The organism is Huintestinicola sp. (assembly GCF_051882455.1).
Classification (GTDB): Bacteria; Bacillota; Clostridia; order Oscillospirales; family Ruminococcaceae; genus Huintestinicola.
On record NZ_JBJERV010000057.1, the window covers coordinates 1 to 23,634 of the forward strand.

The following is a 23,634-nucleotide window of genomic DNA, read 5'->3' on the forward strand; positions in this document are numbered from 1 at the left end:
TGCACAAAGATGATCGAGAGAAACAAGGCTATCCCCATCAAGCACACAATGGTATTCTCCACCGCTGCCGATAATCAGACCGCTGTTGATATCAACGTTCTCCAGGGCGAGAGAGAATTTGCAAAGGACAACAAGCAGCTGGGTATGTTCCGTCTCGACGGTATCGCTCCCGCACCCAGAGGTATCCCTCAGATCGAGGTAACCTTTGACATCGACTCCAACGGTATCGTTCATGTTTCCGCAAAGGATCTGGGCACAGGCAAGGAGCAGAACATCACCATTCAGTCCTCCTCCAATATGTCCAAGGAGGATATCGACAAGGCTGTTGAGGAAGCCGAGAGATATGCAGAAGAGGACAAGAAGCGCAAGGAAGAGGTTGACATCAAGAACCAGGCTGAAAGCCTCGTATTCCAGAGCGAAAAGGCTCTCACCGATTTCGGCGACAAGGTAAGCGAGTCCGACAAGGCTCCCATTCAGGCTAAGATAGACGAGCTCAAGAAGGCTATCGAGAGCGGCAATACTGCTGATATGAAGGCTAAGACCGAGGAACTCCAGAAGGCTGTTTACGACCTTTCTTCCAAGGTTTACCAGGCAGCAGGCGCTGCACAGCAGGCTGCACAGGGCGAGGCTCCTCAGGATAACGGCGGCGCTTCAAACGGCGGCAATGACGACGGCTTCGTTGACGCAGAGTTCACAGAGTCATAATTTACGGCATAATTATTTTGCGGCAAAGGGCGGACATTTTCTCCGCCCTTGTTGTCGGTTTTAAGAGATTGACATTTTAGGTCATTCTCCGGAAAGGAAGGTCAGATCTATGGCTGACAAGAGAGATTATTATGAGGTGCTGGGGCTTTCAAAGGGAGCTTCGGACGATGAGATAAAAAAGGCATACCGTGCCTGCGTTAAAAAATACCACCCCGACCTCCACCCCGACGACAAGGAGTGCGAGGAGAAAATGAAGGAGGTCAACGAGGCATATGAATGTCTTTCAGACCCCGATAAAAAGGCTAAGTACGACCAGTTCGGCTTTGCGGGCGTTGACCCCAATTACGGCGCAGGGGGAGGCGGCGGTTTCGGCGGCTTTGGCGGCTTCGGAGATATGGGCGATATCGGCGATATTTTCAGCTCATTCTTCGGCGGAAGCAGCTTTGGCGGCAGATCTTCAAATCCCAATGCTCCCAGAAGAGGTCAGGATATCCAGACCTATGCCACAATTGACTTTATGGACGCCTGCAACGGAACAAAGGTGGACATCAAGGTCAACAGGACGGAAAGCTGTCCCGACTGCGGCGGTACGGGCGCAGCGGCAGGCTCTTCCGCCGAGACCTGCTCCGAGTGCCGCGGTACGGGCTATGTCAAGACCGCTCAGCGCACTCCTCTGGGTATGATATCCTCACAGCGCCCCTGCTCACGCTGCGGCGGAAAGGGCAAGGTCATCACAAATCCCTGCTCAAAGTGTCACGGTTCGGGCAGAGTTTCTGCGGCAAAGACTGTTACCGTTACTATTCCTGCGGGTATTGACGACGGTCAGACGCTGCAGGTAAGAGGTCAGGGTCACAGCGGCGCAAACGGCGGTCCCAACGGCGATCTGCACGTAACTATTCAGGTCCGTCCCGACCCCATTTTTGAAAGAGACGGCTACGATATCCGCACCGAGGTGCCTATCACCTTCACCCAGGCTGTTCTGGGCGACGAGATAGAGATACCCTGCATTGACGGCAAGGGCAAGATCACCATTGCCGAGGGCACTCAGTCGGGTACTGTGTTCAGGATAAGAGGCAAGGGCGTTAAACGGATCAACCGCTCCGACAGAGGCGACCAGTTCGTTACCGTTAATGTGGAGGTCCCCAAAAATCTTAACAAAAATCAGAAGGAGCTTCTGAAAAAGTTCGAGGAAAGTCTGGGCGACGGCAATTACAACAAGCGCAAAAGCTTCTTTGACAAGGTAAAGGATATACTTAAAAGTGATATATAACAAAAAATGCGACCGCTTCACACAGCTGTGAAGCGGTTGCATTTTTTATCAGTAATTAAGCTCGCTGCCGCCGATAAACTCTCTTATCATCGAAGCGGAGGGCACATATTCGGGAGCAACGGGGTCAAGCTCGCCTAAGAATTTCAAAATTTCCTCACAGGCGGGGAACTTTGCCAGCTCCGTATCCTTCTGAGCCGTAAGTCCATCAAGCAGGAAATTTTTGTAAACAGATGCTTCATAGGCGATAAAGGTGTCGATGTCAAAATCTGCCCGTGACTTGTAGGGGGTGATGTACAGGTCCTCGCCCCTTGAAACGCTGGCAAACATTCTGAAGCTTTCCTCATACTGCCTCTTCCTGAAAAGCTTGTCGCGGCAGAGACGGCGCATGAGCCTTATGTGCCTGGGGTGGAGCAGGCTTCCGTCGGCGGATCTCAGCCTTGTGCGGACGGAAACGTACATACACATGGCGAATTTGTGTGTGTCGCCCGTTACGGTGGGATTTAAGGCGTGTATGCCCTCAATTATGACTATCTCGTCATTCCTTCGGGACATTTTCACAGAGCCGCTCCGGGATTGTGTGGCAAAATCAAAACGGGGCATATCGAACTCCTCGCCTGCCGCAAGCTTGCGAAGATGCTCCGAAAACAGGGGGATATCAAGTCTCAGGGGAGACTCCAGGTCGATATTTCCGTCCTCGTCACGGGGCAGCTCCTTTGCGCTTTCCTCGTCGATGGGGAGAAAATAGTTATCCATCGATAGGGTGTGAGCCGAATGACCCTGCTCTTTCAGGCATTTTTCAAGTCTCAGAGCCGCAGAGGTCTTTCCCGAGCCCGAGGGTCCCGACAGCAGGATTATGGGCTTTTCGGAGAGTATCGCCCTCTGAGCAGCTTCTGCGATGTATGCGGAGTAGTTGTCCTCGGAAAGCTTTATAAAGCTTTGGGGGTCTGCCGCTTCTCTGTTTATTGAAGATACCGCTGCGAATTTTACCATATTCGTTTCTCCTTATCATTATGTTTTTTCTTTTCCCATATTCTTAGATCAAAATTCTGTTCATAATGTTATGCAGGAAGATCTTAGTATATGATATATTTTATCCCGTTATCGGGTATTCTTGCGCAAATATATCAGTGCTGCTCACGATATTCCCCGGGAGTGATGCCTTCGTGCTTTTTGAACAGAGCCGAGAAATAGGAGCTGTCGGGAAAACCTGTGGCTTTGGCTATCTCGGAAATGTTCTTTTCGGAATAAACCAGCATTTCCTTTGCATGCTGGATACGTACCTTTGCCAGATATTCCATAGGCCTCATCTGAAGATTTTTCTTGAACAGGCGGCAGAGGTGCTGTTCGGTTATGCCGGCTATCTGTGCCAGGTCTCCGAGCTTTATGGGACCCGCATATTTCTCTTCGATGTACTGGAGCACGTCTGCAAGGGCAACGGTGCTTACCGATGTCAGCTCAGACTGTCTGTTGTCGGCGATCTTTCTGTACTCGATGAGCAGGTCGTAAAGCTGTGCCGAAGCGTAATGATTTCCGTATATCTTATCGCTCTTTATAGTGTAGTACGCCTTGCTTATTATCCGGTTCATTCTTTCAGTGTCTGCCGAGAGGAAATATGCATACTTATTAAGCCCCCATTTTTCAAGGAGAGGCTCCGCTTCAGACCCCGAAAAGCACACCCAGCTGACTATCCATGAGTCGGAAAGGGAGTGATATTCATGGGGAAGATGAGGAGGTATGAAGAATACGGAATTTACAGGCAGCTTTACGGTGCTGCCGTTTACCGTGATCTCGCCCTCGCCCTCATTTGTTACAAGTATCTGAGGAAAATCATATCCTCCCGTGCGGTTTACGGGGTACTGCCAGCATTCCACGCCGATACCAACGATATAAAACGGAAGCTCCTTTTCATCACCTATTATCGGAAAAATTTGTTTCTGCATTTAACGCACCTCGGCTTACAATATACCTTAATAATATCATTTTAAACGAAATTTGTCAAGAATAGCCTAAAAATTTTGATAACAAAGCACTATTTTTCGCATTATACACCGAGGTGGATCGGGCGTAAAGGGCGATTTGGACAGCTTACAAAATCTCCCCTTTGTACAGATACCGATCTGTGTATCTGTACAAAGGGGAGATTTGTATATCATTATTCCGAAACCACTACATTTTTGCCCGACTTCTTTCCGCAGTAAAGCCGTTCGTCCGCAAGACCGATTATTCCTTCGATATTGCCTGCCTCGGTGCTTTCGGCGGCGCCTGCGGTGATGGTGCAGCGGATAAGGTCATCGCCGCACAGTATCTCCATATCCTCGATATGCGATCTTATTCGCTCTGCCACCAGAGCGGCGCCGCTGAGAGGAGTGCCTGCTGCAAGGATAAGTATCTCCTCGCCGCCCCATCTGCATACATAGTCATTGTCGCGGAGAAGGGAACGGACGGCTTCGGCAAGCCGTCTAAGCACCTCGTCACCGCTGTTGTGACCGTAGGCATCGTTTATCTGCTTGAAATCGTCGATATCGCACATAATGACCGAGAATGTCCTGCCCGAGTTTACGGCGCTGTTTAAAAGCTTGTCCATACTTCTGCGGTTGTACAGTCCTGTAAGAGCGTCGATACCCGCCATCTTGTCAAGCTTTGCATTCTGCTCCTCAAGGACGGATCTTGAAAACTGTATCTCACGCAGGAAAAACAGGGAGAAAAACAGCAGCAGTCCGAAGGTGCAGAGGGTGTTGAAAATGTAAATATAGGTAGCGGCTTTTTTGGAGATGACATATACAGGCTCTATCCTGTAGGAGATTATCTTGCAGACAACAAAGGTCAGCAGACAGCACAGCCCGATAAGCAGGGATTCGTGCAGCCCCGCGCTTTCGTCCAGGGAGAAATGCATATAAAAGATAACGGGCATTATTCCCAGGATATACAGAGGAAATCCGGGCTCCCAGCCCACAAGTATGGTGGCGGTGTAGGAGTGGAGGCATATTTCCACAAAGGTTATGTAATAAAACAGGATATACCGTTCTTTTTTAACAAGTATGCCACAGAGTATATAGCAGATGGTGCTGGCAATATTAAATGCTACCATGCTGTAAACGCCTACCGAAGCAAAGATGAAAATAAGCATAAAGTGAACAGTTGCCGCAGCCCATTGGAGAATGGTGTATTTTATTCTGTTTGTGACTGTGGCGCCGTCTACAAATACCTTTGAAAATAGCTGTTTTGTCTCTGTATTTTTCAAAATGCTGCTCCTCCGTCAATTTGTTTGAAAATTTGTAATATATAATTTATATCGGCATAACAATGGAAAAACTTTAGCTATATGGAAAAATATTCGGCGTATAATCAAAAATTATTTTCAGATAATAACAGCGAGGATATTCCTCGGGTTTGCGGAAACGCCGGTAGAGAACTTTAAAATTAAGGCTTATCGGCGTTTCATTTTACTATAGAAAGTAGGTCTTAATATGTTTGACAAGATAGCTCTTGTTCTGCTTATAATCGGCGGACTTAACTGGGGTCTTGTGGGAATATTCAGCTTTGACCTTGTAGCCTGGCTGTTCGGCGGAACGGGCGCACTTCTCAGCAGAGTGGTGTATATCTTAGTTGCGCTGGCGGCAGTGTGGTGCATTACCCTGCTGTTCAGAGAGCCTGCAGGTGCCGAGGCAAGAGGTCACTGATGAAAAAGGCAGGAGGCAGGATACATCATATCCGCCCTCTGCCTTAGAACCCGTCTTCACAAGCATATGCACACGTCTTTTCGGCAAATTTTGCCGCAGACTGCGTTAAAAATCCTTGCCGGGCGACAGCCCGCCTGCGGATTTTTGCCTTGTCTTAGGCAAAATTATGCTCGAAAATCCGCACACATTTCTTGTGAAGACAGGTTTTTTTTACGGATTGAGCAGATCGTAGGGATCCACAAAATTCGGGTCGGCAGGAGCTGCGATCATGTCCTCCGATGTAACGGGGGGCTGCGGATCCGAAGGGATACCCGTATCATCGGTAACGGGAACTGCGTCGGGAACGCTTTCGGTATAGACCGCTCCGCTGTTTGTGAAATCGGCAGAACCGTCGCCGTAGCAGGAATAGCCGCATCTGCCAAGATAATCAGCCGCTCCGTCAACTATTGCCTGAGCGATACCGTCCTGATGGGTGGGATTTGCCAGAGCCATTGCCTCGGTATAATTGGTAACGAACGCACATTCGATAAGCACGGAGGGGAAATCCTGCTGCTGGGTCACGAAGAAGTAGTTGTACTGCTCTCCTCTGTCCATTCCCTCGGCGTTGTCCACATTGCTGCCCAGATATGAACCTATGCGGGCGGAAATGCGGTCGGCAAGGGGCTGGGAGAAGGGAGTGAAGTAATAGGCTTCTGCGCCTCTTGCGCTTTCTCCTGCGGCGTTGCAGTGAATTGCAAGGAAAAGGTCGGGGTTATACTGCCTTGCGATAGAGGCTCGCTGAGCGGTAACATAGGTCTCGCTCTCGGTTTTGAGACGGATAACGTTTGCGCCTGCCGCTTCAAGCTTTGAGGTCACAAGCTTTGCAATGGCAAGGTTTGCTTCCTGCTCCTTGATGTGTCCCACAGCTCCGGGGTCAAAGGTGGAGGCTCCCGTATAGCCGTGTCCCGGGTCTATGACTACGGTCGCGCCGTTAAGAGAATTGCGGCAGCCGTTAAATCTGAAGGTGAGATTGCCTTCGCCGTCGTAAGATGATGTCACGCCGCCGAAAATTCCCGACTGTCTGAGGGTGAGGGTGAGCCTTGTTTTTGTGAGCTCGCCCGATTCGTAGGTGTCCCACACGCCCTCGGTGAAAACGGCGCTGTCGGGGAAGGTTATGCTGCTTGCGGATATGCTTGTTATGTAGTCGAAGGTGATGACAAGGGCTGTGGCATTAAATGACGATACATAGTAATTTCCGTTGTTTCCGCTGTTGTAGTTTACCCCCGTAAAGGACATTGCAAAGGGTACCTTTGAATTTGTGCGGAGCTTTATCACCGTGTCCGTGCCGTCCTTTGCGGCGCTTGCCACGCTTATGGGATTTGAGCCTAAGGGCTTGTTGTCAAGGACGTTAACGTCGCTTACTCTTATTCTCTTGCCCGAATTTGTAAGGTAATAATCCGTTCCCGAATAGTTTACGGTCTTTATCTGATAATCGAGAGTGCCTGCGGGGAGACGCGCCATATCGGGGGTGGGATTTGTGCTTGTGGTCTTTGCGTCATAGACCATGGTGTTGTCATTTTTTACCTCAAGGAGATTGCCGCTGTAATCGTTGAGAATTTCCGCAAGAGCGTTTACGATAATTCGGCTGCCCGTTCTGCTCTCGTTGAAATCGCCCGTTTTTGTGCGGTAGGTGCCGTAAAATGTAACGTTACCCAGGTCGATATCCTGCCCCTTTATGCCTTGGGGGGCGATATAGGTGCCGATGTATTTTGTATAGTTGGAGTTGGGGTCAAGCTCGTCCGTCTGACCGTCAACAGGCTTCAGTTCGACGGATTTGCCGTTTATCTCCGCAGTGACCTCGGAACCCTTGTATGCGATGGCGCTGAGAGTAATGGCAGACTGCTCCTCAACACGCATTTCCGATACCGCAGGCTCCACGCTTTTGAGAACATTCACCGTTCTTGTTATCTTGTAGGTAACGGTCTTGCCCTTGTTCTTGAAGGTAAAGGTGTTCACGCCCACGTCAAGGTCCATATTGAAATAAAATCGTCCCGCTTCGTTCAGCTCAATGGGCTCACCCTGGAAATAAATGGTGAAATTGGGGTCGAAGGAGCCTGCGAATATTACGGTAGGCTCCTCGGTCTTGAACTTGGTGGTAAGGGGAAGGGTCATTTCAAGCTCGTTGTTTAAGCCCTCCCTGTCTATCTGGTCATTGAAATGCTTCACAAGAACAGATGTGGACTCCTCGGTATTTTCATCGAGGGAGGAAAGAGAGTTGAACACGCTGCCTATGCAGGCGTCATACTCATCTGCCTTTATGACCTGCTTTACAAGCTCGTCGGGGGAGCCCCAGCCTGTATATTCGGAGCATATCCTTTCGTTGATGTGGTCCACTATCATAGGTATGCCCGCAGCCTGAGCCTTCTCGTTCCACCAGCCCACCACGTCCTCAAAGGGCATGGTCTCGCTGGCAAATGCGCCCTCCGCTTTTACGAGGATAAAGTCCGCATAGCCCTTTTCGATGTATCCCAGAGTGTCCGCATAGCCGTCGGTAAGGGCTTCAAAGCTTACGGAGGTCTCGCTGCCCTCTTCATTTGTGGTGTAATTCGCCCAGATGTCGTTTATGGAAATGCCCACGGGAACGCTGTTGCTTGTCCTGCGCACTGCGTCGGAAACAAGGCTGAACACGTATGCTCCGTTGTCAAGGAGCCAGTTGTCATAGCCTATGCCCGAGCCGTTTTCGATGTAGTTTGCAAAGCTTGCACCGTCTCTCTTGGAATAATAGCCGTCTATGATGATGCCGTCAACGGGATATTTCACGGTGAAATTATGGGCGGTAAGGGCAAGGCGGTCTATCCTTGCCTTTGCGGTCTCCTCGGTAATGCCCGAAAGAGCGGAGTTTATGCTGAAGGTGACATAAACATACATACCTCTTTCTGCGGCTCTTTCCACGCAAAGCTCGGCGGGGGAGCGGACGGCGGTCTTATTCACGTCAAGGCTGTAGTAAACGCCGTTTTCGTCGGAGGTGCTGATTATAACGGTGTTAAGGCTCTTGTCCTGAGCCATATCCAGAGCCCTGTCGATTCCTGCGGCGATCTCCTCCTCGGAAAGGGGCTCGCCGTTTTCGTCCGTCAGAGGGAAGTCCTTTTCGGGATTTATGTAAACTCCTCTCACCTCGTCGGGGAAGGAAAACATAGGGGCATACTCGGGCTCCGTAAAGCTTTCAAGCTCCTCGTCCCTCTGCACCTCGGGAACAATTTCTTCATACACCGCTTCACTTTCGGCGGAAGCGTCAATGCCGAAGGAAAGCGCTTCGCTCATATCTCCCCACAGGGGCACCGACATAAGTGCGGCGCAGGCGAGGGCGGCGAGCCTTTCGGATAATTTTTTCTTTTTCATAGTTCTCCTATATATATTTATCTCTTGTCCGTTTCTTTTCTTTGTGATCTTTATGCTCTGAGGCATAGCTTCATTATAACATATTTCCCCATAAATTTCAACAGCCTGAGGAAAAAACGGACAGAGAAACTATGAAAAAAAGTGGGGAGAACTTTGGTTATTCTGCGGTTTTTTTCTGTCGGAAGGAGTCGAAATATTCCACATCGCCTTCGGAAAAGGGGGTGTCCAGATAGACATAATTGAACTCGCGGACAATATCCCTGCCACGGATATTAAAGCTTGCAAGCTTCGGGTCATTTTCGCCCGCCGCACGATATGCAAATGCAATGCCGCCGTTTGTACAGAGCAGCTTTGAAGTAAGCCCGAAGCTGCTTATGACGCTTATTTTCTTAAATTCCCGCAGGGAGCGGTTTTGTTCGGTAAGGAGCTGTTCGAGTATCTCTCTTGTGCCGCTGCCCTCTTCGCGGACAAAAAGGTGTTCCTTCATAGCTTCTTCAAGGGTCACTTCCCGTCCCGCAAAGGGGTGCATTGCTCCGCATATCCCCACAAAAGGCTCCCTTCTGTACAGCCTTGACGCGTATCGGCTGCGGTCGAAAAAGCCCTCTATCACCGCAAAGTCAATATTCCCCCCGGACAATGCCCGAAGGAGGTTTCCCGTATTGTCGATATTGACCGAAATGCGGTTTTTGTCCTCCTTCAGAAAGTTCCCGATATGCTCTGCTATGACGTATTCGCCTACGGTTTTGGTGGCGCCTATGGATAGCTGACGGCAGCCCTTGTCCGACAGCGCCGTTTTCAGCTTCTTCTCCTGATAGGAAATGTTTTCGGCGTATTTTTTTAAAAGCTCCGCCTCGTGGGTCATTTTAAGGCTCTTTCTGTCGTATATGAAAAGCTTGCAGCCGTAATAATTCTCAAGGTAATGGATATGCTGCGTTACCGCAGGCTGGGTCATATTAAGCTCTTCGGCAGTTTTTCGGTAATTCATAAGCCTGCACAGGGTCAGAAAGGTCTCTATCCTGATATCTATCATAATATTTTTCTCCTGTGATAAATTTTGCTTATCGGATGATAGCAAATGATAATTTGATTTTATCATAAATATATGATAAAATCAAGATGTCAAAGCAAATAATATTTTTCAAGGAGAGATTTTTTATGAACACCGTCAGAAAGATAACAGCGCTGCTCCCGGGCTTCGCTCTGGCACTTGTAATAGCGGCAGCCGCAAAATTTATAGAGGGGCTGCTGCCCGTTCATCTTATCGGAGCCTCGGTCATCGCACTTTTTATCGGAATGATAATAAACGGTATCCGCCGCCCCGGGGAGAGGTTTGAGCCGGGACTTAAATTCACATCAAAGAAGATGCTGAAATTCGCCATAATCCTTCTGGGCGCAAGCCTTAATATTGCCGTTGTCCTCGAGGTGGGCAAGCTTTCCCTCTGCGTTATGTTCTTCACCCTGCTCACCTGCTTCGGAGTGGGTCACTTTGTGGGAAAGGCGCTTAAAATAAACTGGAAGCTTTCAAATCTCATTTCCGCAGGCACGGGAATATGCGGCGGCTCGGCAATTGCGGCAATTGCCCCCGTGATCGACGCGGACGACAACGATATCGCCTACTCCATGTCCGCCACCTTCCTCTTTGATATGGCTATGATAGTGCTGTTTCCCATTCTTGGCAGGGCAATGGGGCTTTCGGATATGGCATACGGCTTATGGGCAGGTACTGCCGTTAACGACACCTCCAGCGTTGTTGCCGCAGGCTATGCCTTTTCCGAGGCGGCGGGAGATTTTGCCACGATGGTAAAGCTCACCCGTACCCTTTCAATCATTCCCACGGTCATTGTATTTGCGCTCATAAATGCACACATCAAGCGCAGAGAGGCTGCGGCTGAGGGGGGCGAAAGCGTAAAGGCAAAGCTTCATATCACAAAAATTCTTCCCCTTTTTATCCTGGGCTTTATCGGTCTTGCGGTGATAAACAGCATCGGAATTATCCCCGCAGCAGTTTCCCACGGTATGAAGGAGATAAGCAAGTTCCTTATGATAGCGGCTCTCGGAGCTATAGGACTTGGCACAAGTTTCAAGGATATGAAAAAATCGGGTATTGCTCCCATGCTCCACGGATTTATCATCTCGGCGCTGGTGGTCATTGTGGCTATTGCGGTGGAATATTTTATGGGGGTTGTGTGATACGATATTATTTGTCTCTCTCCTTTGCAAAGGGGGAGAGATATTTTTTTCAAAAAATTGGAAATGGAGAAATTTAAAGAATAAAGAATAGAGAATAAAGAATAAATAATAAAGAATACGGGTGAGTGCGAAGAGCATAATAAAATTTGGGACAGCTTATTTGTATCGTTACCGAGCCGTCGGTTTGCTGCCCGAATAAATCACAGAACGAACGGCTGCAGGCTCAGCCTGCTAAATAATAAAATTAGGGACAGCTTATTTGTATCGTTACCGAGCCGTCGGTTTGCTGCCCGAATAAATTACAGAACGAGTGGCTGCAGGCACAGCCTGCCGAACGGCTGCAGGCTCAGCCTGCCGAGCGGTTGCAGGCACAGCCTGCCGGGAGGAGATATGAGACGAAGCTATAGAAAATACCTGGCGCCCGGGCTTCTTGTCTTTCTGGCTCTGGCGCTGCTTATCCGTCCCGATGATGTTATAAGGACGGTATCTGCCATATTTTCCGCCGTTTTTCCCTTTATTGCCGGCATACTGCTTGCGGCGGTCATCGACCCTGCGGTATGCCGCTTTGAGGGCTTTTTCGGCAGGAGAATGAACAAAAAAGCCGCCCGTACTGCGGCTATAGTCCTGGTTTACCTGATAATTGCAGGGGTCATTGCCGCCGCAGGAATGCTTATCCTGCCGAAGCTGTGGGAAAGCGCCGCTCTGTTTGTTAACAGCGTTGACGGCTATTACAGCGATTTCCGCAGGCGGTATGAAAGCGGAGCGGCGCATACTCCCGCGCTTGTAAGGCTCCTTGACAGCCTTATCGAGCAGATATCCCTCCGTCTCCCGGGGCTTTTTGACCGCACGTATAAGGTCACTGCGGACTTCCTCAGAGGAATGGCTTCATTTCTTGTGGGGGCGGTGCTGTCGGTATATATCCTTGCCCAGAAGGAGCTGCTCCTTGATTTTGTAAGCTCTGCGGCGAAGGCGGCGCTTTCCGACGGGGCATACAAAAAAGCCGCCCGTGTGATATCCGCTGTAAACTCCTGCTTTGTGAGCTTTATAGCGGGTCAGCTGTCGGAGGCGGCTGTTCTCGGTACTCTCTGCTTTATCGGAATGGTGCTTTTCGGCTTTGAATATCCTCTGCTCATAAGCGCCATAATTGCGGTCACAGCTCTTGTGCCTGTGGCAGGAGCTATTGCGGGAGCTATTCCCTCGGCGCTCATTCTCTTCCTTGTAAAGCCCTCCTCTGCTCTGTGGTTCCTTGTGTTCATCATCATACTCCAGCAGCTTGAAAATAATTTTATCTATCCCAAGGTGGTGGGAAAGAGCGTTGGGCTGCCGCCTATTCTCATCTTAGCGGCAATTATCGCGGGAGCGGAGCTTTGGGGAGCGGCAGGCATTATGCTGGGGATACCCCTTGTTTCGGCGGCTTACACCCTTATCAAAGAGAAGATAGAAAGCAGGAGAAGCAGGGGTTAGCCCTTAGGCACTGTTTCGGGGTATCTCTGCTTGGAGTCGGTAATGCCCAGGATATAGTCCACGCTGACGCCGTAAAACTCGGAGAGGGTCACAAGATGGTCTATGGGGATATCCCGCCGTCCGATCTCATAATGCGAATAGCTGACCTGAGAGCATTTGAGCAGGGCGGCAATTTCCCTCTGGGTGTAGTCGTTGTCCTCACGGAGCGCTCTCAGACGTTCGGCTGCTATGTAGTTCATATCGAATGGTTCAATCCTTTCAGCGAATGACGCTTTTACTTAAATATCATATATTTTATATTATAACTCATTTTTTTCCTTAATTGGGATTATAAAACAAATTGGAATAAAAAAATTGTCGAAAAAGGTCAGATAATACAAAATTAAAAGTTATTTTATATAATATTCAAATCATTTTCGTCTCAAAATAAAAATTATAATATCATACTTGAAAAATTATACAAAAACATTTGACATTTGCGGACGGATATGATACAATATTTTCAGCAAGTTTTATTAAGGTAAAGCTTTGGAGAATGAAAGGAATGTTTGAAATGAAGAATTTTAAGAAAACTATCGCAGGTATCTCCGCACTGACTCTCACAATGGGTCTCACTGCCTGCGGCGGCGGAAGCGAAGGCGATACTGCTGAGCAGACCACCGAGGCTACCATGGAGACCACCACTGCGGTAACAGTTGAGGTGAACACCGCTACCGTTGCCGAGGAGGATCAGAAGACCCTTGATGAAGTGGCTGCCGAAAACCTCCGCGACATTGAGCTTGAGAACAAGACCATCAAGTGGCTTGCTCACTATGACCTCAATCCTTCCGGAACAGGCAACTCCGAGTCAGTTCCTCTTAACCTTTTCAAGAGCAAGTACGGCGGAGAGGTAAAGTGGTACCCCACCACATGGAACAGCCGCTACTCCGACCTTTCCACAAGCGTTCTGGGCGGCGAGGGCATCGACTTCTTCCCCTGTGATACTGCGGCTCTCCCCAAGGGCGTTATCAACGGAATGTTCCAGCCTATCGATGAATACATAGATATGGATTCTGCTCTCTGGGCAGATATGAAGCCCGCTATGGAGATCTACAACTTCAACGGCAAGCACTATGAGCTCGTTAACAGCGTTTCCGCAGAGCAGATCGTTATTTACAACAAGCAGACCATCGAAGAAAACGGCTTTGACGATCCCTGGGAGCTTTACAAGGCAGGCGAATGGAACTGGGATACCTTTACCTCTATGCTGGAGAGCTTTGTTGACGTTGAAAATGAGCAGTACGGTCTTGACGGCTGGTTCAACGAGAAGGCACTCCTCCTTTCTGCAGGCGTTCCCTCCGTTTCCTCCGTTGACGGAACTCTGACCGTTAATCTTAACGATCCCACCATTGAGAAGGCAATGAACTGGAGCTATGAGCTTTACAACAAGGGTCTTGTTTTCGACCTCTCCCTCTATGACTGGAATATCCAGCCTCAGTTTATGGGCGAGGGCAAGGAGCTTTTCTACATCGTAGGCTCCTGGGACGTTCAGGCTAATCCCGATACCTGGGCTACACAGATCTCTCCCGATAATCTGGGCTTTGCTCCCGTTCCTTCTCCCGCAGGCTCCGATCCTTATCAGTCTGCTACTCTGGACGGCTGGGTAATATGCAAGGGCGCAGCTAATCCTACAGGTGTTGCTCTCTTTGCTGAGTGCACACGTCTTGCAAATACCAACGATGAGGCTATCGCTATCGGCGACCAGAAGATGAGAGACGACTACCAGTGGTCCGATGAGCTTATCGCCCGCAACAAGGAGATAAACGAGCTTGCTGCCAAGTATCCTGTTGTTGACCTTGCTACAGGCGTTTCCTCCGATGTTGCTTCCCTCACCACCGACGGCGGCTCCGAGATCGGTCTGCGTGCTGCTTTCCACGGTTATGAGTGGGCTACTACAAGAGACGAGATAAGCGAAGTTGTTAATATGCTCGTTGCTGAGGCTGACGCTCAGATCAAGGAGCTTGGCTAAAATTTATTTCTGAAACTTTTTTCACCGCCTGTCAATTGGTTTTGACGGGCGGTGATTTTTTTCAGCTGTCAGCTGTAGAAATCCGGCATTTTTTGTATTATAATGAAGTAATACTTCTAAAGGGGGAGCGTTATGAAATATTGTCCGGAATGCGGTAAAGAAAATAAAGACAGCAACAAGTTCTGCTTGAAATGCGGAGCGCCGTTTGAGGAAGAAGCCAAGGCAGAAGAGCTTTGCTGTCCCAACTGCGGAGTAACGATCGAAGAGGCTGATGATTTCTGCCCCGAATGCGGAACGCCTTTGAAAGGTGAGCTTGAATATGAAGAGGAAGAGAGCGCTCCGCAAACCGGAAAAAATTATGTGCAGACCTCGTATCACTGGGGTCCTGGGGAGATATTTCTCGGAGTTCTCGGAGTCGGCGGCGTGATAGGACTTATCTGGCTCTTTACCATCATAGGCTGATGAAGAAAAATATTACATCGGCTTTTGTTTCGCTTGCTATGTGCCTGATAAACCGCAGGGTCAGAACAATGGTCGGTGAGGGCGTTTTGGGATTTTTTCTGCGCTGCTATTTCAATGACATTGCGGGCAGTATCACTTTTATGTCCCTTGCAAATATTTTTCTGATGTTTCTCGGATCTCAGGGAATAGTAAAGCCTTTGCACATAGAAGCCTTGCTTCTGGGAGCGGGACTTTTCTGGGAATATGGCGCTCCTCTCATTCGCAGCGATACGGTGTCCGACCCTGTTGATATACTTGCATATCTGCTCGGGGGAGTCATATATTGGCTTGTTGCTGTGAGACCCGTGCACTTCAAAAAAATGCCTGTGCAAACTTACTCCGATTTTACAAAATAATAATTGCATTGCCCGAAAAAATGTGGTATAATCATTTTTAAGGGCAATGCTTTTTTGTCATTGCGGAAAATCATCATAATTTTGGAGGTCAAATAAAATGGGTAAGGCTCTGATAATCGGCTGCGGAGGCGTGGCAAGCGTTGTTATTCACAAGTGCTGCCAGAATTCCGAGGTGTTTGAGGAAATTATGATCGCGTCCCGCACGAAGTCCAAGTGCGACGCTCTTAAAGAAAAGCTTCAGGGACAGACGTTGACAAAAATTTCCACCGCAAAGGTTGACGCTGACAAAGTAGAGGAGCTTGTGGCTCTGATGAAGGAGTTTAAGCCCGATATCTGTATCAACGTGGCTCTCCCTTATCAGGATCTTACCATAATGGACGCCTGCCTGGAGTGCAAGGTTGACTATGTGGACACCGCAAACTACGAGCCCGAGGATACTGCTAAGTTTGAGTACAGCTGGCAGTGGGCATACCGTGAGAGATTTGAGAAGGCAGGTATCACTGCACTGCTGGGAAGCGGCTTCGACCCGGGCGTTACGGGAGTTTTCTGCGCTTATGCCCAGAAGCATTACTTTGACGAAATTCACTACATCGACATTCTCGACTGCAATGCGGGCGACCACGGCTACCCCTTTGCTACGAATTTCAACCCCGAGATAAATATCCGCGAGGTCTCTGCCAAGGGCTCATATATTGAGAACGGCAAGTGGGTGGAGACAGAGCCTATGGAGATAAAGAGAGTTTACAACTTCCCCGAGGTGGGCGAGAAGGATATGTATCTGCTGCACCACGAGGAGCTGGAGTCGCTGGCTCTCAACATCAAGGGAATAAAGCGCATACGCTTCTTTATGACCTTCGGACAGTCCTATCTTACACATCTCAAGTGCCTTGAGAATGTGGGAATGACCTCTATCGAGCCTATAAATTACAACGGTATGGAGATCGTTCCTCTTCAGTTCCTGAAGGCGGTTCTTCCCGACCCCGCAAGTCTCGGTCCCAGAACAAAGGGCAAGACCAACATCGGCTGCATCATGCAGGGCGTTAAGGACGGCAAGCCTGTTAAATACTACGTTTACAACGTCTGCGTTCATGAGGAGTGCTATGCGGAGGTGGGCTCTCAGGCTATTTCCTACACCACGGGCGTGCCTGCTATGATAGGCGCTATGATGGTGATGACGGGAAAGTGGAAGAAGCCCGGTGTTTACAACATCGAGGAATTTGACCCCGATCCCTTTATGGACGCGCTGAACAAGTGGGGTCTCCCCTGGAAGGAAACCTTCGACCCCGAGCTTGTTGACTGATAAATGCACTGTAAGCCGAAAGCGGCGGAGTTTTCTGCGCTTTCGGCTTTTTTAATAAAATGTTTACAAATGGCGCGACAAAAATTCCCTGCGGATGTTGTTTATTTTGTGAAGAATAAATTCGGGAGGTCTTTATGATGAAATTCGCCAAAGTCTTTATAATCGCGGGAATGCTGCTTCTTACCGCCTGCTCGGCTTCTTCGGAAGTTACGGAGACTGAGACGTCTTACGAAGCTTCTTTGACGGAAAGCATTACCGAAGCTGAAAGCGATGTTGAGATGGAGAGTATTACCGAGACGGCAACATCAACAGAAACGGAAGAGGTCACAGAGAGCGTTTCGGAAACCGAATGGCAGAACCCTGCATTTTTGCCCGTGAAATTGTCGGAGCGTGATATATCGGGGTATACCGTAAGCGGCTATGTTGCCGTTTATGACGAGGAGACCAATACAAGGACTTCATATATGGGAGAGATAACCGATGAAGAGGGTATTGCGGCGGTAAAGGAGTTCATTGCGCTCACCGAAGAACTGCCTGAGGCTGATCAGAACGAATTTTACGAGGTCAACGTCAGCTGCGATGATGTGTATCTCACTCTGACTGACGAGTTGGGAAACCGGTATGCATACAAGGAAGTCCGCTTTACCGAAAACGGCTCGGAGGCGTCATATCTTCTCAGACATGGCGTTTACGGCAAGGACACTGTCTGCGTGCGTTCGGAGGGCGAAGAGGGATACTCCCTTTATTCCCTTATGGAAAGGCTTATTGCAAAGGAGGAGAATGTTTCGGAGCGTATGGAATACGATGTTCAGAACTACAGGACGGATATTGCGCTTATCACCGAATACAGAAACTGGGCGTGGGGATATCAGCACAGCGGCAATGTCATTGATATGAGCGGCAATGTGTATTCCTATGATTTTGGGGAGGAAAACTATAACGGTGAGGAGATAGACTCCGACGAGGCTTTTATTTCTGCGCTGATGGAAATATGCTCTGAGGGAGAACCCGTCGCCTCCGACAGCAGTGTCACCGATACTCTGAAAAAAATTCGTGAGCTTGCGGACGGGGCTGACAGGAAAGCGAAGATGATATCCGAAAGCGCTGCCTGCGATGCGGGGCAGCACACAATTTACGCTGTGACCTCGGACTACAAGCTTGTGACGATCTGCTCGGACGGGGACAGCATTATTACAAGCACAGATGAGAACGCTCTTGAGATACAGAGACTTTGTGAGGAAATGGGAATACACTGATTATTTTAAAGGCGGAGAATTATAAAATGAACTTTGAACTGACACTTATTTCCGAAGCTGATTTGAAGCCATTTAAAGAAATGGCTATGGAAGCTTTTCAGAAGGGCTTTGAGGATAAATTCGGCAGGACGGAAAAAACTGTTCTGCCCGAAAAGGACATTGACAGGTCACTCTTTGCAAAAGGCTCTGCGGCTTACAAGGCTGTGGTGGACGGCGAATTTGCGGGCGGCGCTGTTGTGGTCATAGATGAAGAAACGGGGCACAATCATCTTGATCTGCTCTTTGTAAAAAGCGGCGTTCAGAGCAGGGGCATCGGCAAGGCGATATGGTATGAGCTGGAAAGGCGGTATCCCGAAACTAAGGTATGGGAGACCTGCACGCCCTATTTCGACAGAAGGAACATTCACTTTTATGTTAACGTCTGCAAGTTTCATATTGTCGAATTTTTTAACGAGAAGCACCCTATGCCCGACACTCCCGAGGATTTTATCGGCGACGGCAATGAGGGAATGTTTGAGTTTATAAAACAGATGTGACATACAAGTTATGCGCACAGAAAAGGAAATCAAGGCTATGAAAATTTACTTTACCCGACACGGGGAGACCGAATGGAACAGCAGGAACATCATCTGCGGAAGGACGGACATTGAGCTGAGCGTTAAGGGGCATTTGCAGGCAAAAGCGCTTGCAGACAGGCTTTCTGCGGAGCATAATGACATTGACATGATAGTCTGCTCCCCCATGAAGCGGGCGAGGGACACCGCAGGCTATGCGGCGGCGGCTCTGGGCATAGAGCCTGTATACGATGACAGGCTGAGAGAATGGGATTACGGCAGCTTTGAGGGCAAGCCCCGTGACACAGAGGGGTTTCTCGAAAACAAGCTTGAGTTCGGCTGCCGTATGGCAGGGGGCGGAGAGTCGGTTTTTGACCTTGTGAACAGGGTATACGGACTTATCGACGAGCTTTGTGAAAAATATCCCGATAAGAATATTCTTCTCGTTTGTCACGGCGGCGTTTGCAGGGTCATTGAGACCTATTTCAGAGATATGACCCGTGAGGAGTTTGCTAATTTCTTTATGGGAAACTGCGAATTAAAATGGGGAGAAAAATAATAAAGCATTTTACGATTTCCCGGAAAATTTTTCGGGAAATTTTTATTTTGCTATTGACATTTGGAAACAGATGTGCTATAATGATAATAGGTAATTTTCGGACTGCGAATGATAATATCTGACGAAAGGACGGTACACATATGAAAATATCTCTTAACGGAAAATGGACGCTCTTTGATATAAATGCTCCCGAGAAGCTGCGCATTCAGGCGGAGGTTCCCGGTTCGCTGTATTCGGCAATGCTGAGTGAGGGACTTATGGACGACCCCTATTACCGTGAGAATGAATACATCTCCACGGATATCTCCGACAGGGATATTGCCTTTGAGCGGAGCTTTGATATTGACGATGAGCTGATGGCTGCGGACAGGCTGCTGCTTAAATTTTACGGCATTGACACCATTGCCGAGGTCGTTCTCAACGGGACGGTCATCGGTACGGCGGAGAATATGCACAGGGAATATGTTTTTGATGTTACGGACATTGTTATGCCTGTGGGGAATGTGCTGAGGGTGAATATTTTTTCGCCGCTTAGGTATATCCGCGAGAAGAACGAGAAGGAGCCGCTGTGGGGCGTGGCTTCAACTATTGCGGGCTATCCTCATATCCGAAAGGCGCATTATATGTTTGGCTGGGACTGGGGCCCCAAGCTCCCCGATATGGGCATATGGCGCGATGTGGAGCTTATCGGCGTGAGGGGCGGCGTTATTGACGGGGTATATGTAAGGCAGGACCACTGCAAGGTAAACGAGGGTATTGTGGGGCTTTCAGTTGAAGTGACCGCAGGCAGGAAATGCTCCGAAGAGCTGTCCGTAAAGGCTGTTGTTACGGCTCCCGACGGCAGGGAATATGAGATGTCCGCGGAGCTCGGGGAGGAGCGGAAGGTATGTCTTTCCTGCGAGATCGAAAACGCTGAGCTTTGGTATCCTCACAGTTACGGCGCGCAGCCGCTTTATGCTCTTTCCGTTAAGCTTTTCGACAAGGGCGAAGAGGTTGACGTTCACTCGGAAAATATCGGTCTCAGGACTGTTACGGTGAGCCGCACTCCCGACAGCGAGGGCGACGGGGAGGAATTTGCTTTTGTGGTTAACGGCATTAAAATTTTTGCCATGGGTGCAAATTACATTCCCGAGGACCAGATAATTTCAAGGTGCAGCGCCGAAAAGACCGAAAAGCTTTTAAAGCAGTGCGTTATGGCGAATTTCAATATGATCCGTGTCTGGGGCGGCGGATATTATCCCGACGATCATTTTTACGACGCCTGCGACAGGCTGGGACTTCTTGTTTGGCAGGATCTTATGTTTGCCTGCTCCGTTTACCGCGCGGACGTGGATTTTTGCAGCAATGTCAAGCGTGAGATAGCCGACAATGTGAAGCGGCTGAGAAATCACCCGTCTCTTGCGATGTGGTGCGGCAACAACGAGATAGAGTCTATGTGGCAGTACTGGGGCATTGACGCAGACCCCGAGTACAAGAAGGATTATCTGCGGCTTTTTGAGGCGCTTATCCCCAAGGTATTGGAATTTTATGACCCTGTGACATTCTATCACCCCTCATCGCCTTCCTCGGGCGGCGGCTTCAACGACAGCGGCGCAAACAACAAGGGCGATCAGCATTACTGGGCGGTATGGCACAGCTTAAAGCCCTTTACCGATTATTACAGCTACAAATTCCGCTTCTGCTCGGAATACGGCTTCGAGTCTGTTCCGTCTCTGAAAACAGTTCGGAAATTTGCCGAGGAGGGAGATCTCAATCTTATGTCCCCCGTAATGGAGGCGCATCAGAAGTGCGAGGACGGAAATGAAAAAATTATGTATTACCTTGCACAGATGTCCCATTATCCCTACACCTTTGAGGGGCTTGTTTATGCCACTCAGATGGTGCAGTCGGACGCGGTGCGCTTAAATGTTGAGCATATGCGCCGCAACAGGGGAGTTTGCATGGGTTCGCTGTACTGGCAGGTGAATGACTCAAATCCCGTTATTTCCTGGTCATCGGTGGATTACTATCACCGCTGGAAGGCGCTTCACTACAATGCCCGCAAATTTTATGCTCCCGTTCTTATTTCCGCTGACGGGGAGGATAAAAATAATATCCGTCTGAATGTTTCATCGGAGCGCAGGGAGGAATTTTCCGCTGTTATCAGGTGGCGCTCGCGTATGAACACGGGTGATGTTATTGCTCAGGGCATGGAAAATGCAGTCATAAAGCCCCTTGCCGCCGAGGATCACATTGTGCTGACTCCCGAAAATACAGGCATTGCCGCCGATATGAGAGACAAGGCGTACATTGAGTTCACCATTATGGAAAAGGGCATAAGGCTTTCTTCGGGTACGTTTATGTTCGTTCAGCCAAAGGGGTTCCGTTTCCTTGACCCGGAGCTTGAGGTCGCTGCTGCCGATATGGGAAACAAGTTCAAGATAGTGGTTTCCGCAAAGGCTTTTGCTAAGAGCGTTTGTCTGGAGCTTGAGAGCGGTGACTGTCTCTTCTCGGACAACTGGTTCGACCTTCACGGGGACACTGCCGGGGTCTATGTGAGCAAAGCAAAGCTCCCTGCGGGGATAACACCCGAGGAGCTGGCGAGAAATATTAAGGCGGTTTCTTATTTTGAGGCTTTGGGTCTTGGAATGAAACAAAAATAAATTCGGAGGACATTTTATGACAGGAAACACACCCGATATTGCTGCTTTGAAGCAGCGTTTTATTGACATCTACAGCGAAAACGTGAAGCGTGAAGGTGCTGACAAGCTGCTTGAATATCTTCTCTCCTCCAAAAGCGATTTCTTCACCGCTCCTGCCAGCACCCGTTATCACGGCTCCTACGAGGGCGGGCTTCTTGAGCACAGTCTGAACGTTTATGACTGTCTCTGCGATTATCTCGACCGTCCCAGAGTAAGGGAGCTGTACGGTCTTTCCGCCGACAAGGAGACAAGGGCTATAATTGCTCTTCTCCACGACATCTGCAAGGTAAATTTCTACAAGACGGATTTCCGCAATGCAAAAAACGATCAGGGCGTATGGGAAAAGGTGCCTTATTACACCATTGACGACCGTCTGCCCTATGGTCATGGGGAAAAATCCGTTTACATAATCGGGGGATTTATGCGCCTGTCCCGTGAGGAGGCTTTTGCTATTCGCTTTCATATGGGCTTTTCGGGCAGCGAGGACATCAACCTTGTGGGCAGGGCTTTTGAGCAGTTCCCTCTTGCCTATGCCCTTCATGCTGCCGATATGGAGGCAAGCTATTTTATGGAGAGGTAATGTCTTCTCTCACATAATAGCGGTACTCAAGCAGCAGGTCGGTCATTCGTCCGTAGCTTTTTTTGCCGTCGGACACTCCGCCGATTTTTAGTGTTGTATCTATTGCTTTTGCGGACACTGCCTGAGTTTTTTCGGTGGGGATAACTGCCTTCTGTCGGATATACTCCATATATTCCTCGCTTACAAAGGTATTGTCCTGTCTCACAAGAGGGGAGACAAGGGAGCAGAGCCGCAGATATTCATCATAGGGCAGGGACCTTTTGCAGGCGGACAGGAGATAGTTCATTGCGCTTATATGACCGCTGTATCTTACCTCCGGTTCCTCCGCTTCAAGGCAGGCTCTGTATGCTATAAAGCCTGCTTCGTCCTCTCGGATAAAGCCTTTTAAGTGGCTCAGCTCGTGCATTACGGTACAGGGCACTCTGGCGGGGCTGAGGGCTTTATTATAGTTTGCCTCGAGGGTAAAGGGGAAATATATGCCCTGCAGGTCAAAGCTTGTCATTACTGCGCCGTTTATTTTCTTTGGGTCGGGGCAGACGCCCTTCAGCTCGGGATATTCCTCCGAGAGAATGTTCATTGCACGCTCGGCGATACTATCGAAATTATCGGGGAGGAGCATATCTCCGTTTTCGTCACGGGATATCTCCTCCGCGAGAGCATTGGCGCTCAGTATGGTCTCCTCGCAAAGCGTAGACAGCTGCTCTTTGGTAAAGCCTGCGGCTCCTGCGCTGTTATGGTATTTGGGGGAAAATTCCGTTGTGCGGTAGAGGACAAAGCAGTTAAAGGTCTCGGTAAAGATTATGTAGATGAGCACCCAGCCGAAAAATATGCCGAAGCCTTTGAGAAACCTCTTTTTCTTCTTTACCGCTCCGATAACCACCGCAAAGGGTGTGGCGATGAGCAGGAGTATGCCCAGGGCGATGAGTATCTCACCAAGTGAAAAGGGCAGTATTCCCACAGCCGAGCTTATGATGTCCGAAAGGGGGGCAAATATCCGCTTCATATAAAAGTCTGCGGCAGAGGGGCTTAGTGCGGCGGTAATATTTGCGGCTGCGGAGAGGGCAAAGATCATCACCATTGCGATTATATTTTTTGAAAGCTTCTTCTTTTCGGGCATAGGTTCTCCTTTTTTCTTTGATTTTTCGGGAAAGG

At 49.2% G+C, this 23,634-nt stretch carries 21 protein-coding genes; 14 read left to right on the plus strand and 7 right to left on the minus strand.

The window, feature by feature from the left end:
• Both ACI4J0_RS07440 and dnaJ read left to right on the plus strand, forming a co-directional pair.
• Positions 1–705 (plus strand): Hsp70 family protein (locus ACI4J0_RS07440; protein ID WP_439765183.1); only part of this gene is annotated, 705 nt, incomplete at its 5' end.
• Between the two features lie 109 nt (positions 706–814).
• Positions 815–1,975, plus strand: coding sequence for a molecular chaperone DnaJ (gene dnaJ, locus ACI4J0_RS07445; protein ID WP_439765184.1), 1,161 nt, complete (start codon positions 815–817; stop codon positions 1,973–1,975).
• 48 nt (positions 1,976–2,023) lie between these two features.
• Here the strand turns inward: dnaJ and ACI4J0_RS07450 are convergent, their stop codons facing one another.
• The 3 genes from ACI4J0_RS07450 to ACI4J0_RS07460 form a co-directional block, all read right to left on the minus strand.
• Entirely contained in the window at positions 2,024–2,965 is a 942-nt protein-coding gene (locus tag ACI4J0_RS07450; protein WP_439765185.1) for a uridine kinase family protein, read from the minus strand.
• A 134-nt stretch (positions 2,966–3,099) separates the two neighbouring features.
• Entirely contained in the window at positions 3,100–3,915 is an 816-nt protein-coding gene (locus ACI4J0_RS07455) for an AraC family transcriptional regulator (protein ID WP_439765186.1), read from the minus strand.
• A gap of 212 nt (positions 3,916–4,127) precedes the next feature.
• Positions 4,128–5,216 (minus strand): GGDEF domain-containing protein, encoded by a 1,089-nt coding sequence (locus ACI4J0_RS07460; protein ID WP_439765187.1) that lies wholly within the window; start codon positions 5,214–5,216, stop codon positions 4,128–4,130.
• Positions 5,217–5,442: 226 nt separating this feature from the next.
• On the opposite strand from ACI4J0_RS07460, the gene ACI4J0_RS07465 reads away from it, so the two are divergent.
• On the plus strand, positions 5,443–5,655 hold the full coding sequence (locus ACI4J0_RS07465) for a DUF378 domain-containing protein (protein ID WP_178726793.1): 213 nt from the start codon (positions 5,443–5,445) through the stop codon (positions 5,653–5,655).
• Positions 5,656–5,865: 210 nt separating this feature from the next.
• On the opposite strand, the gene ACI4J0_RS07470 is transcribed toward ACI4J0_RS07465, so the two are convergent.
• Together ACI4J0_RS07470 and ACI4J0_RS07475 are read right to left on the minus strand one after the other, a co-directional pair.
• Positions 5,866–9,033, minus strand: coding sequence for an N-acetylmuramoyl-L-alanine amidase (locus tag ACI4J0_RS07470; protein ID WP_439765188.1), 3,168 nt, complete (start codon positions 9,031–9,033; stop codon positions 5,866–5,868).
• 157 nt (positions 9,034–9,190) lie between these two features.
• Entirely contained in the window at positions 9,191–10,063 is an 873-nt protein-coding gene (locus ACI4J0_RS07475; RefSeq protein ID WP_439765189.1) for a LysR substrate-binding domain-containing protein, read from the minus strand.
• Between the two features lie 125 nt (positions 10,064–10,188).
• Between ACI4J0_RS07475 and ACI4J0_RS07480 the strand changes: the two genes are divergently transcribed.
• Entirely contained in the window at positions 10,189–11,223 is a 1,035-nt protein-coding gene (locus ACI4J0_RS07480; protein WP_439765190.1) for a YeiH family protein, read from the plus strand.
• A gap of 390 nt (positions 11,224–11,613) precedes the next feature.
• A complete protein-coding gene (locus tag ACI4J0_RS07485) occupies positions 11,614–12,687 on the plus strand; it encodes an AI-2E family transporter (RefSeq protein ID WP_439765191.1) in 1,074 nt (357 codons plus the stop codon).
• Here the strand turns inward: ACI4J0_RS07485 and ACI4J0_RS07490 are convergent.
• Positions 12,684–12,926, minus strand: coding sequence for a helix-turn-helix domain-containing protein (locus ACI4J0_RS07490; protein WP_439765192.1), 243 nt, complete (start codon positions 12,924–12,926; stop codon positions 12,684–12,686). The two genes, ACI4J0_RS07485 and ACI4J0_RS07490, sit on opposite strands and share 4 nt — an antisense overlap.
• A gap of 314 nt (positions 12,927–13,240) precedes the next feature.
• Between ACI4J0_RS07490 and ACI4J0_RS07495 the strand changes: the two genes are divergently transcribed.
• From ACI4J0_RS07495 to ACI4J0_RS07535, 9 genes are all read left to right on the plus strand, one after another.
• Entirely contained in the window at positions 13,241–14,695 is a 1,455-nt protein-coding gene (locus tag ACI4J0_RS07495; protein ID WP_439765193.1) for an ABC transporter substrate-binding protein, read from the plus strand.
• Between the two features lie 132 nt (positions 14,696–14,827).
• Positions 14,828–15,157: a zinc-ribbon domain-containing protein gene (locus ACI4J0_RS07500; RefSeq protein WP_439765194.1), complete on the plus strand. Its 330-nt coding sequence runs from the start codon at positions 14,828–14,830 to the stop codon at positions 15,155–15,157.
• Entirely contained in the window at positions 15,157–15,552 is a 396-nt protein-coding gene (locus ACI4J0_RS07505) for a hypothetical protein (protein WP_439765195.1), read from the plus strand. Before ACI4J0_RS07500 ends, ACI4J0_RS07505 begins: the two co-directional genes overlap by 1 nt.
• Before the next feature lie 97 nt (positions 15,553–15,649).
• The gene (locus ACI4J0_RS07510; protein ID WP_439765196.1) at positions 15,650–16,852 is read left to right on the plus strand and encodes a saccharopine dehydrogenase C-terminal domain-containing protein; all 1,203 of its coding nucleotides are present in this window, start codon (positions 15,650–15,652) and stop codon (positions 16,850–16,852) included.
• Between the two features lie 134 nt (positions 16,853–16,986).
• Positions 16,987–18,108: a hypothetical protein gene (locus ACI4J0_RS07515; protein ID WP_439765197.1), complete on the plus strand. Its 1,122-nt coding sequence runs from the start codon at positions 16,987–16,989 to the stop codon at positions 18,106–18,108.
• Positions 18,109–18,134: 26 nt separating this feature from the next.
• The gene (locus ACI4J0_RS07520; protein WP_439765198.1) at positions 18,135–18,644 is read left to right on the plus strand and encodes a GNAT family N-acetyltransferase; all 510 of its coding nucleotides are present in this window, start codon (positions 18,135–18,137) and stop codon (positions 18,642–18,644) included.
• A 37-nt stretch (positions 18,645–18,681) separates the two neighbouring features.
• On the plus strand, positions 18,682–19,221 hold the full coding sequence (locus tag ACI4J0_RS07525) for a histidine phosphatase family protein (protein ID WP_439765199.1): 540 nt from the start codon (positions 18,682–18,684) through the stop codon (positions 19,219–19,221).
• 140 nt (positions 19,222–19,361) lie between these two features.
• Positions 19,362–21,863, plus strand: coding sequence for a glycosyl hydrolase 2 galactose-binding domain-containing protein (locus ACI4J0_RS07530; RefSeq protein ID WP_439765200.1), 2,502 nt, complete (start codon positions 19,362–19,364; stop codon positions 21,861–21,863).
• Between the two features lie 16 nt (positions 21,864–21,879).
• Positions 21,880–22,482 (plus strand): HD domain-containing protein, encoded by a 603-nt coding sequence (locus ACI4J0_RS07535; RefSeq protein WP_439765201.1) that lies wholly within the window; start codon positions 21,880–21,882, stop codon positions 22,480–22,482.
• Here the strand turns inward: ACI4J0_RS07535 and ACI4J0_RS07540 are convergent.
• Positions 22,469–23,599: a DUF3810 domain-containing protein gene (locus ACI4J0_RS07540; RefSeq protein WP_439765202.1), complete on the minus strand. Its 1,131-nt coding sequence runs from the start codon at positions 23,597–23,599 to the stop codon at positions 22,469–22,471. The two genes, ACI4J0_RS07535 and ACI4J0_RS07540, sit on opposite strands and share 14 nt — an antisense overlap.
• Positions 23,600–23,634: the final 35 nt, after the last annotated feature.

Bases quoted from the DNA above. Each gene is read 5' to 3' on its own strand.
- ACI4J0_RS07470 (WP_439765188.1), bottom strand. From the start codon at position 9,033: ATGAAAAAGAAAAAATTATCCGAAAGGCTCGCCGCCCTCGCCTGCGCC.
- ACI4J0_RS07480 (WP_439765190.1), top strand. From the start codon at position 10,189: ATGAACACCGTCAGAAAGATAACAGCGCTGCTCCCGGGCTTCGCTCTG.
- ACI4J0_RS07510 (WP_439765196.1), top strand. From the start codon at position 15,650: ATGGGTAAGGCTCTGATAATCGGCTGCGGAGGCGTGGCAAGCGTTGTT.
- ACI4J0_RS07540 (WP_439765202.1), bottom strand. From the start codon at position 23,599: ATGCCCGAAAAGAAGAAGCTTTCAAAAAATATAATCGCAATGGTGATG.
- ACI4J0_RS07455 (WP_439765186.1), bottom strand. From the start codon at position 3,915: ATGCAGAAACAAATTTTTCCGATAATAGGTGATGAAAAGGAGCTTCCG.
- ACI4J0_RS07515 (WP_439765197.1), top strand. From the start codon at position 16,987: ATGATGAAATTCGCCAAAGTCTTTATAATCGCGGGAATGCTGCTTCTT.
- ACI4J0_RS07450 (WP_439765185.1), bottom strand. From the start codon at position 2,965: ATGGTAAAATTCGCAGCGGTATCTTCAATAAACAGAGAAGCGGCAGAC.
- ACI4J0_RS07525 (WP_439765199.1), top strand. From the start codon at position 18,682: ATGAAAATTTACTTTACCCGACACGGGGAGACCGAATGGAACAGCAGG.
- ACI4J0_RS07535 (WP_439765201.1), top strand. From the start codon at position 21,880: ATGACAGGAAACACACCCGATATTGCTGCTTTGAAGCAGCGTTTTATT.
- ACI4J0_RS07465 (WP_178726793.1), top strand. From the start codon at position 5,443: ATGTTTGACAAGATAGCTCTTGTTCTGCTTATAATCGGCGGACTTAAC.
- ACI4J0_RS07495 (WP_439765193.1), top strand. From the start codon at position 13,241: ATGAAGAATTTTAAGAAAACTATCGCAGGTATCTCCGCACTGACTCTC.
- ACI4J0_RS07475 (WP_439765189.1), bottom strand. From the start codon at position 10,063: ATGATAGATATCAGGATAGAGACCTTTCTGACCCTGTGCAGGCTTATG.
- dnaJ (WP_439765184.1), top strand. From the start codon at position 815: ATGGCTGACAAGAGAGATTATTATGAGGTGCTGGGGCTTTCAAAGGGA.
- ACI4J0_RS07490 (WP_439765192.1), bottom strand. From the start codon at position 12,926: ATGAACTACATAGCAGCCGAACGTCTGAGAGCGCTCCGTGAGGACAAC.
- ACI4J0_RS07485 (WP_439765191.1), top strand. From the start codon at position 11,614: ATGAGACGAAGCTATAGAAAATACCTGGCGCCCGGGCTTCTTGTCTTT.
- ACI4J0_RS07505 (WP_439765195.1), top strand. From the start codon at position 15,157: ATGAAGAAAAATATTACATCGGCTTTTGTTTCGCTTGCTATGTGCCTG.
- ACI4J0_RS07520 (WP_439765198.1), top strand. From the start codon at position 18,135: ATGAACTTTGAACTGACACTTATTTCCGAAGCTGATTTGAAGCCATTT.
- ACI4J0_RS07530 (WP_439765200.1), top strand. From the start codon at position 19,362: ATGAAAATATCTCTTAACGGAAAATGGACGCTCTTTGATATAAATGCT.
- ACI4J0_RS07500 (WP_439765194.1), top strand. From the start codon at position 14,828: ATGAAATATTGTCCGGAATGCGGTAAAGAAAATAAAGACAGCAACAAG.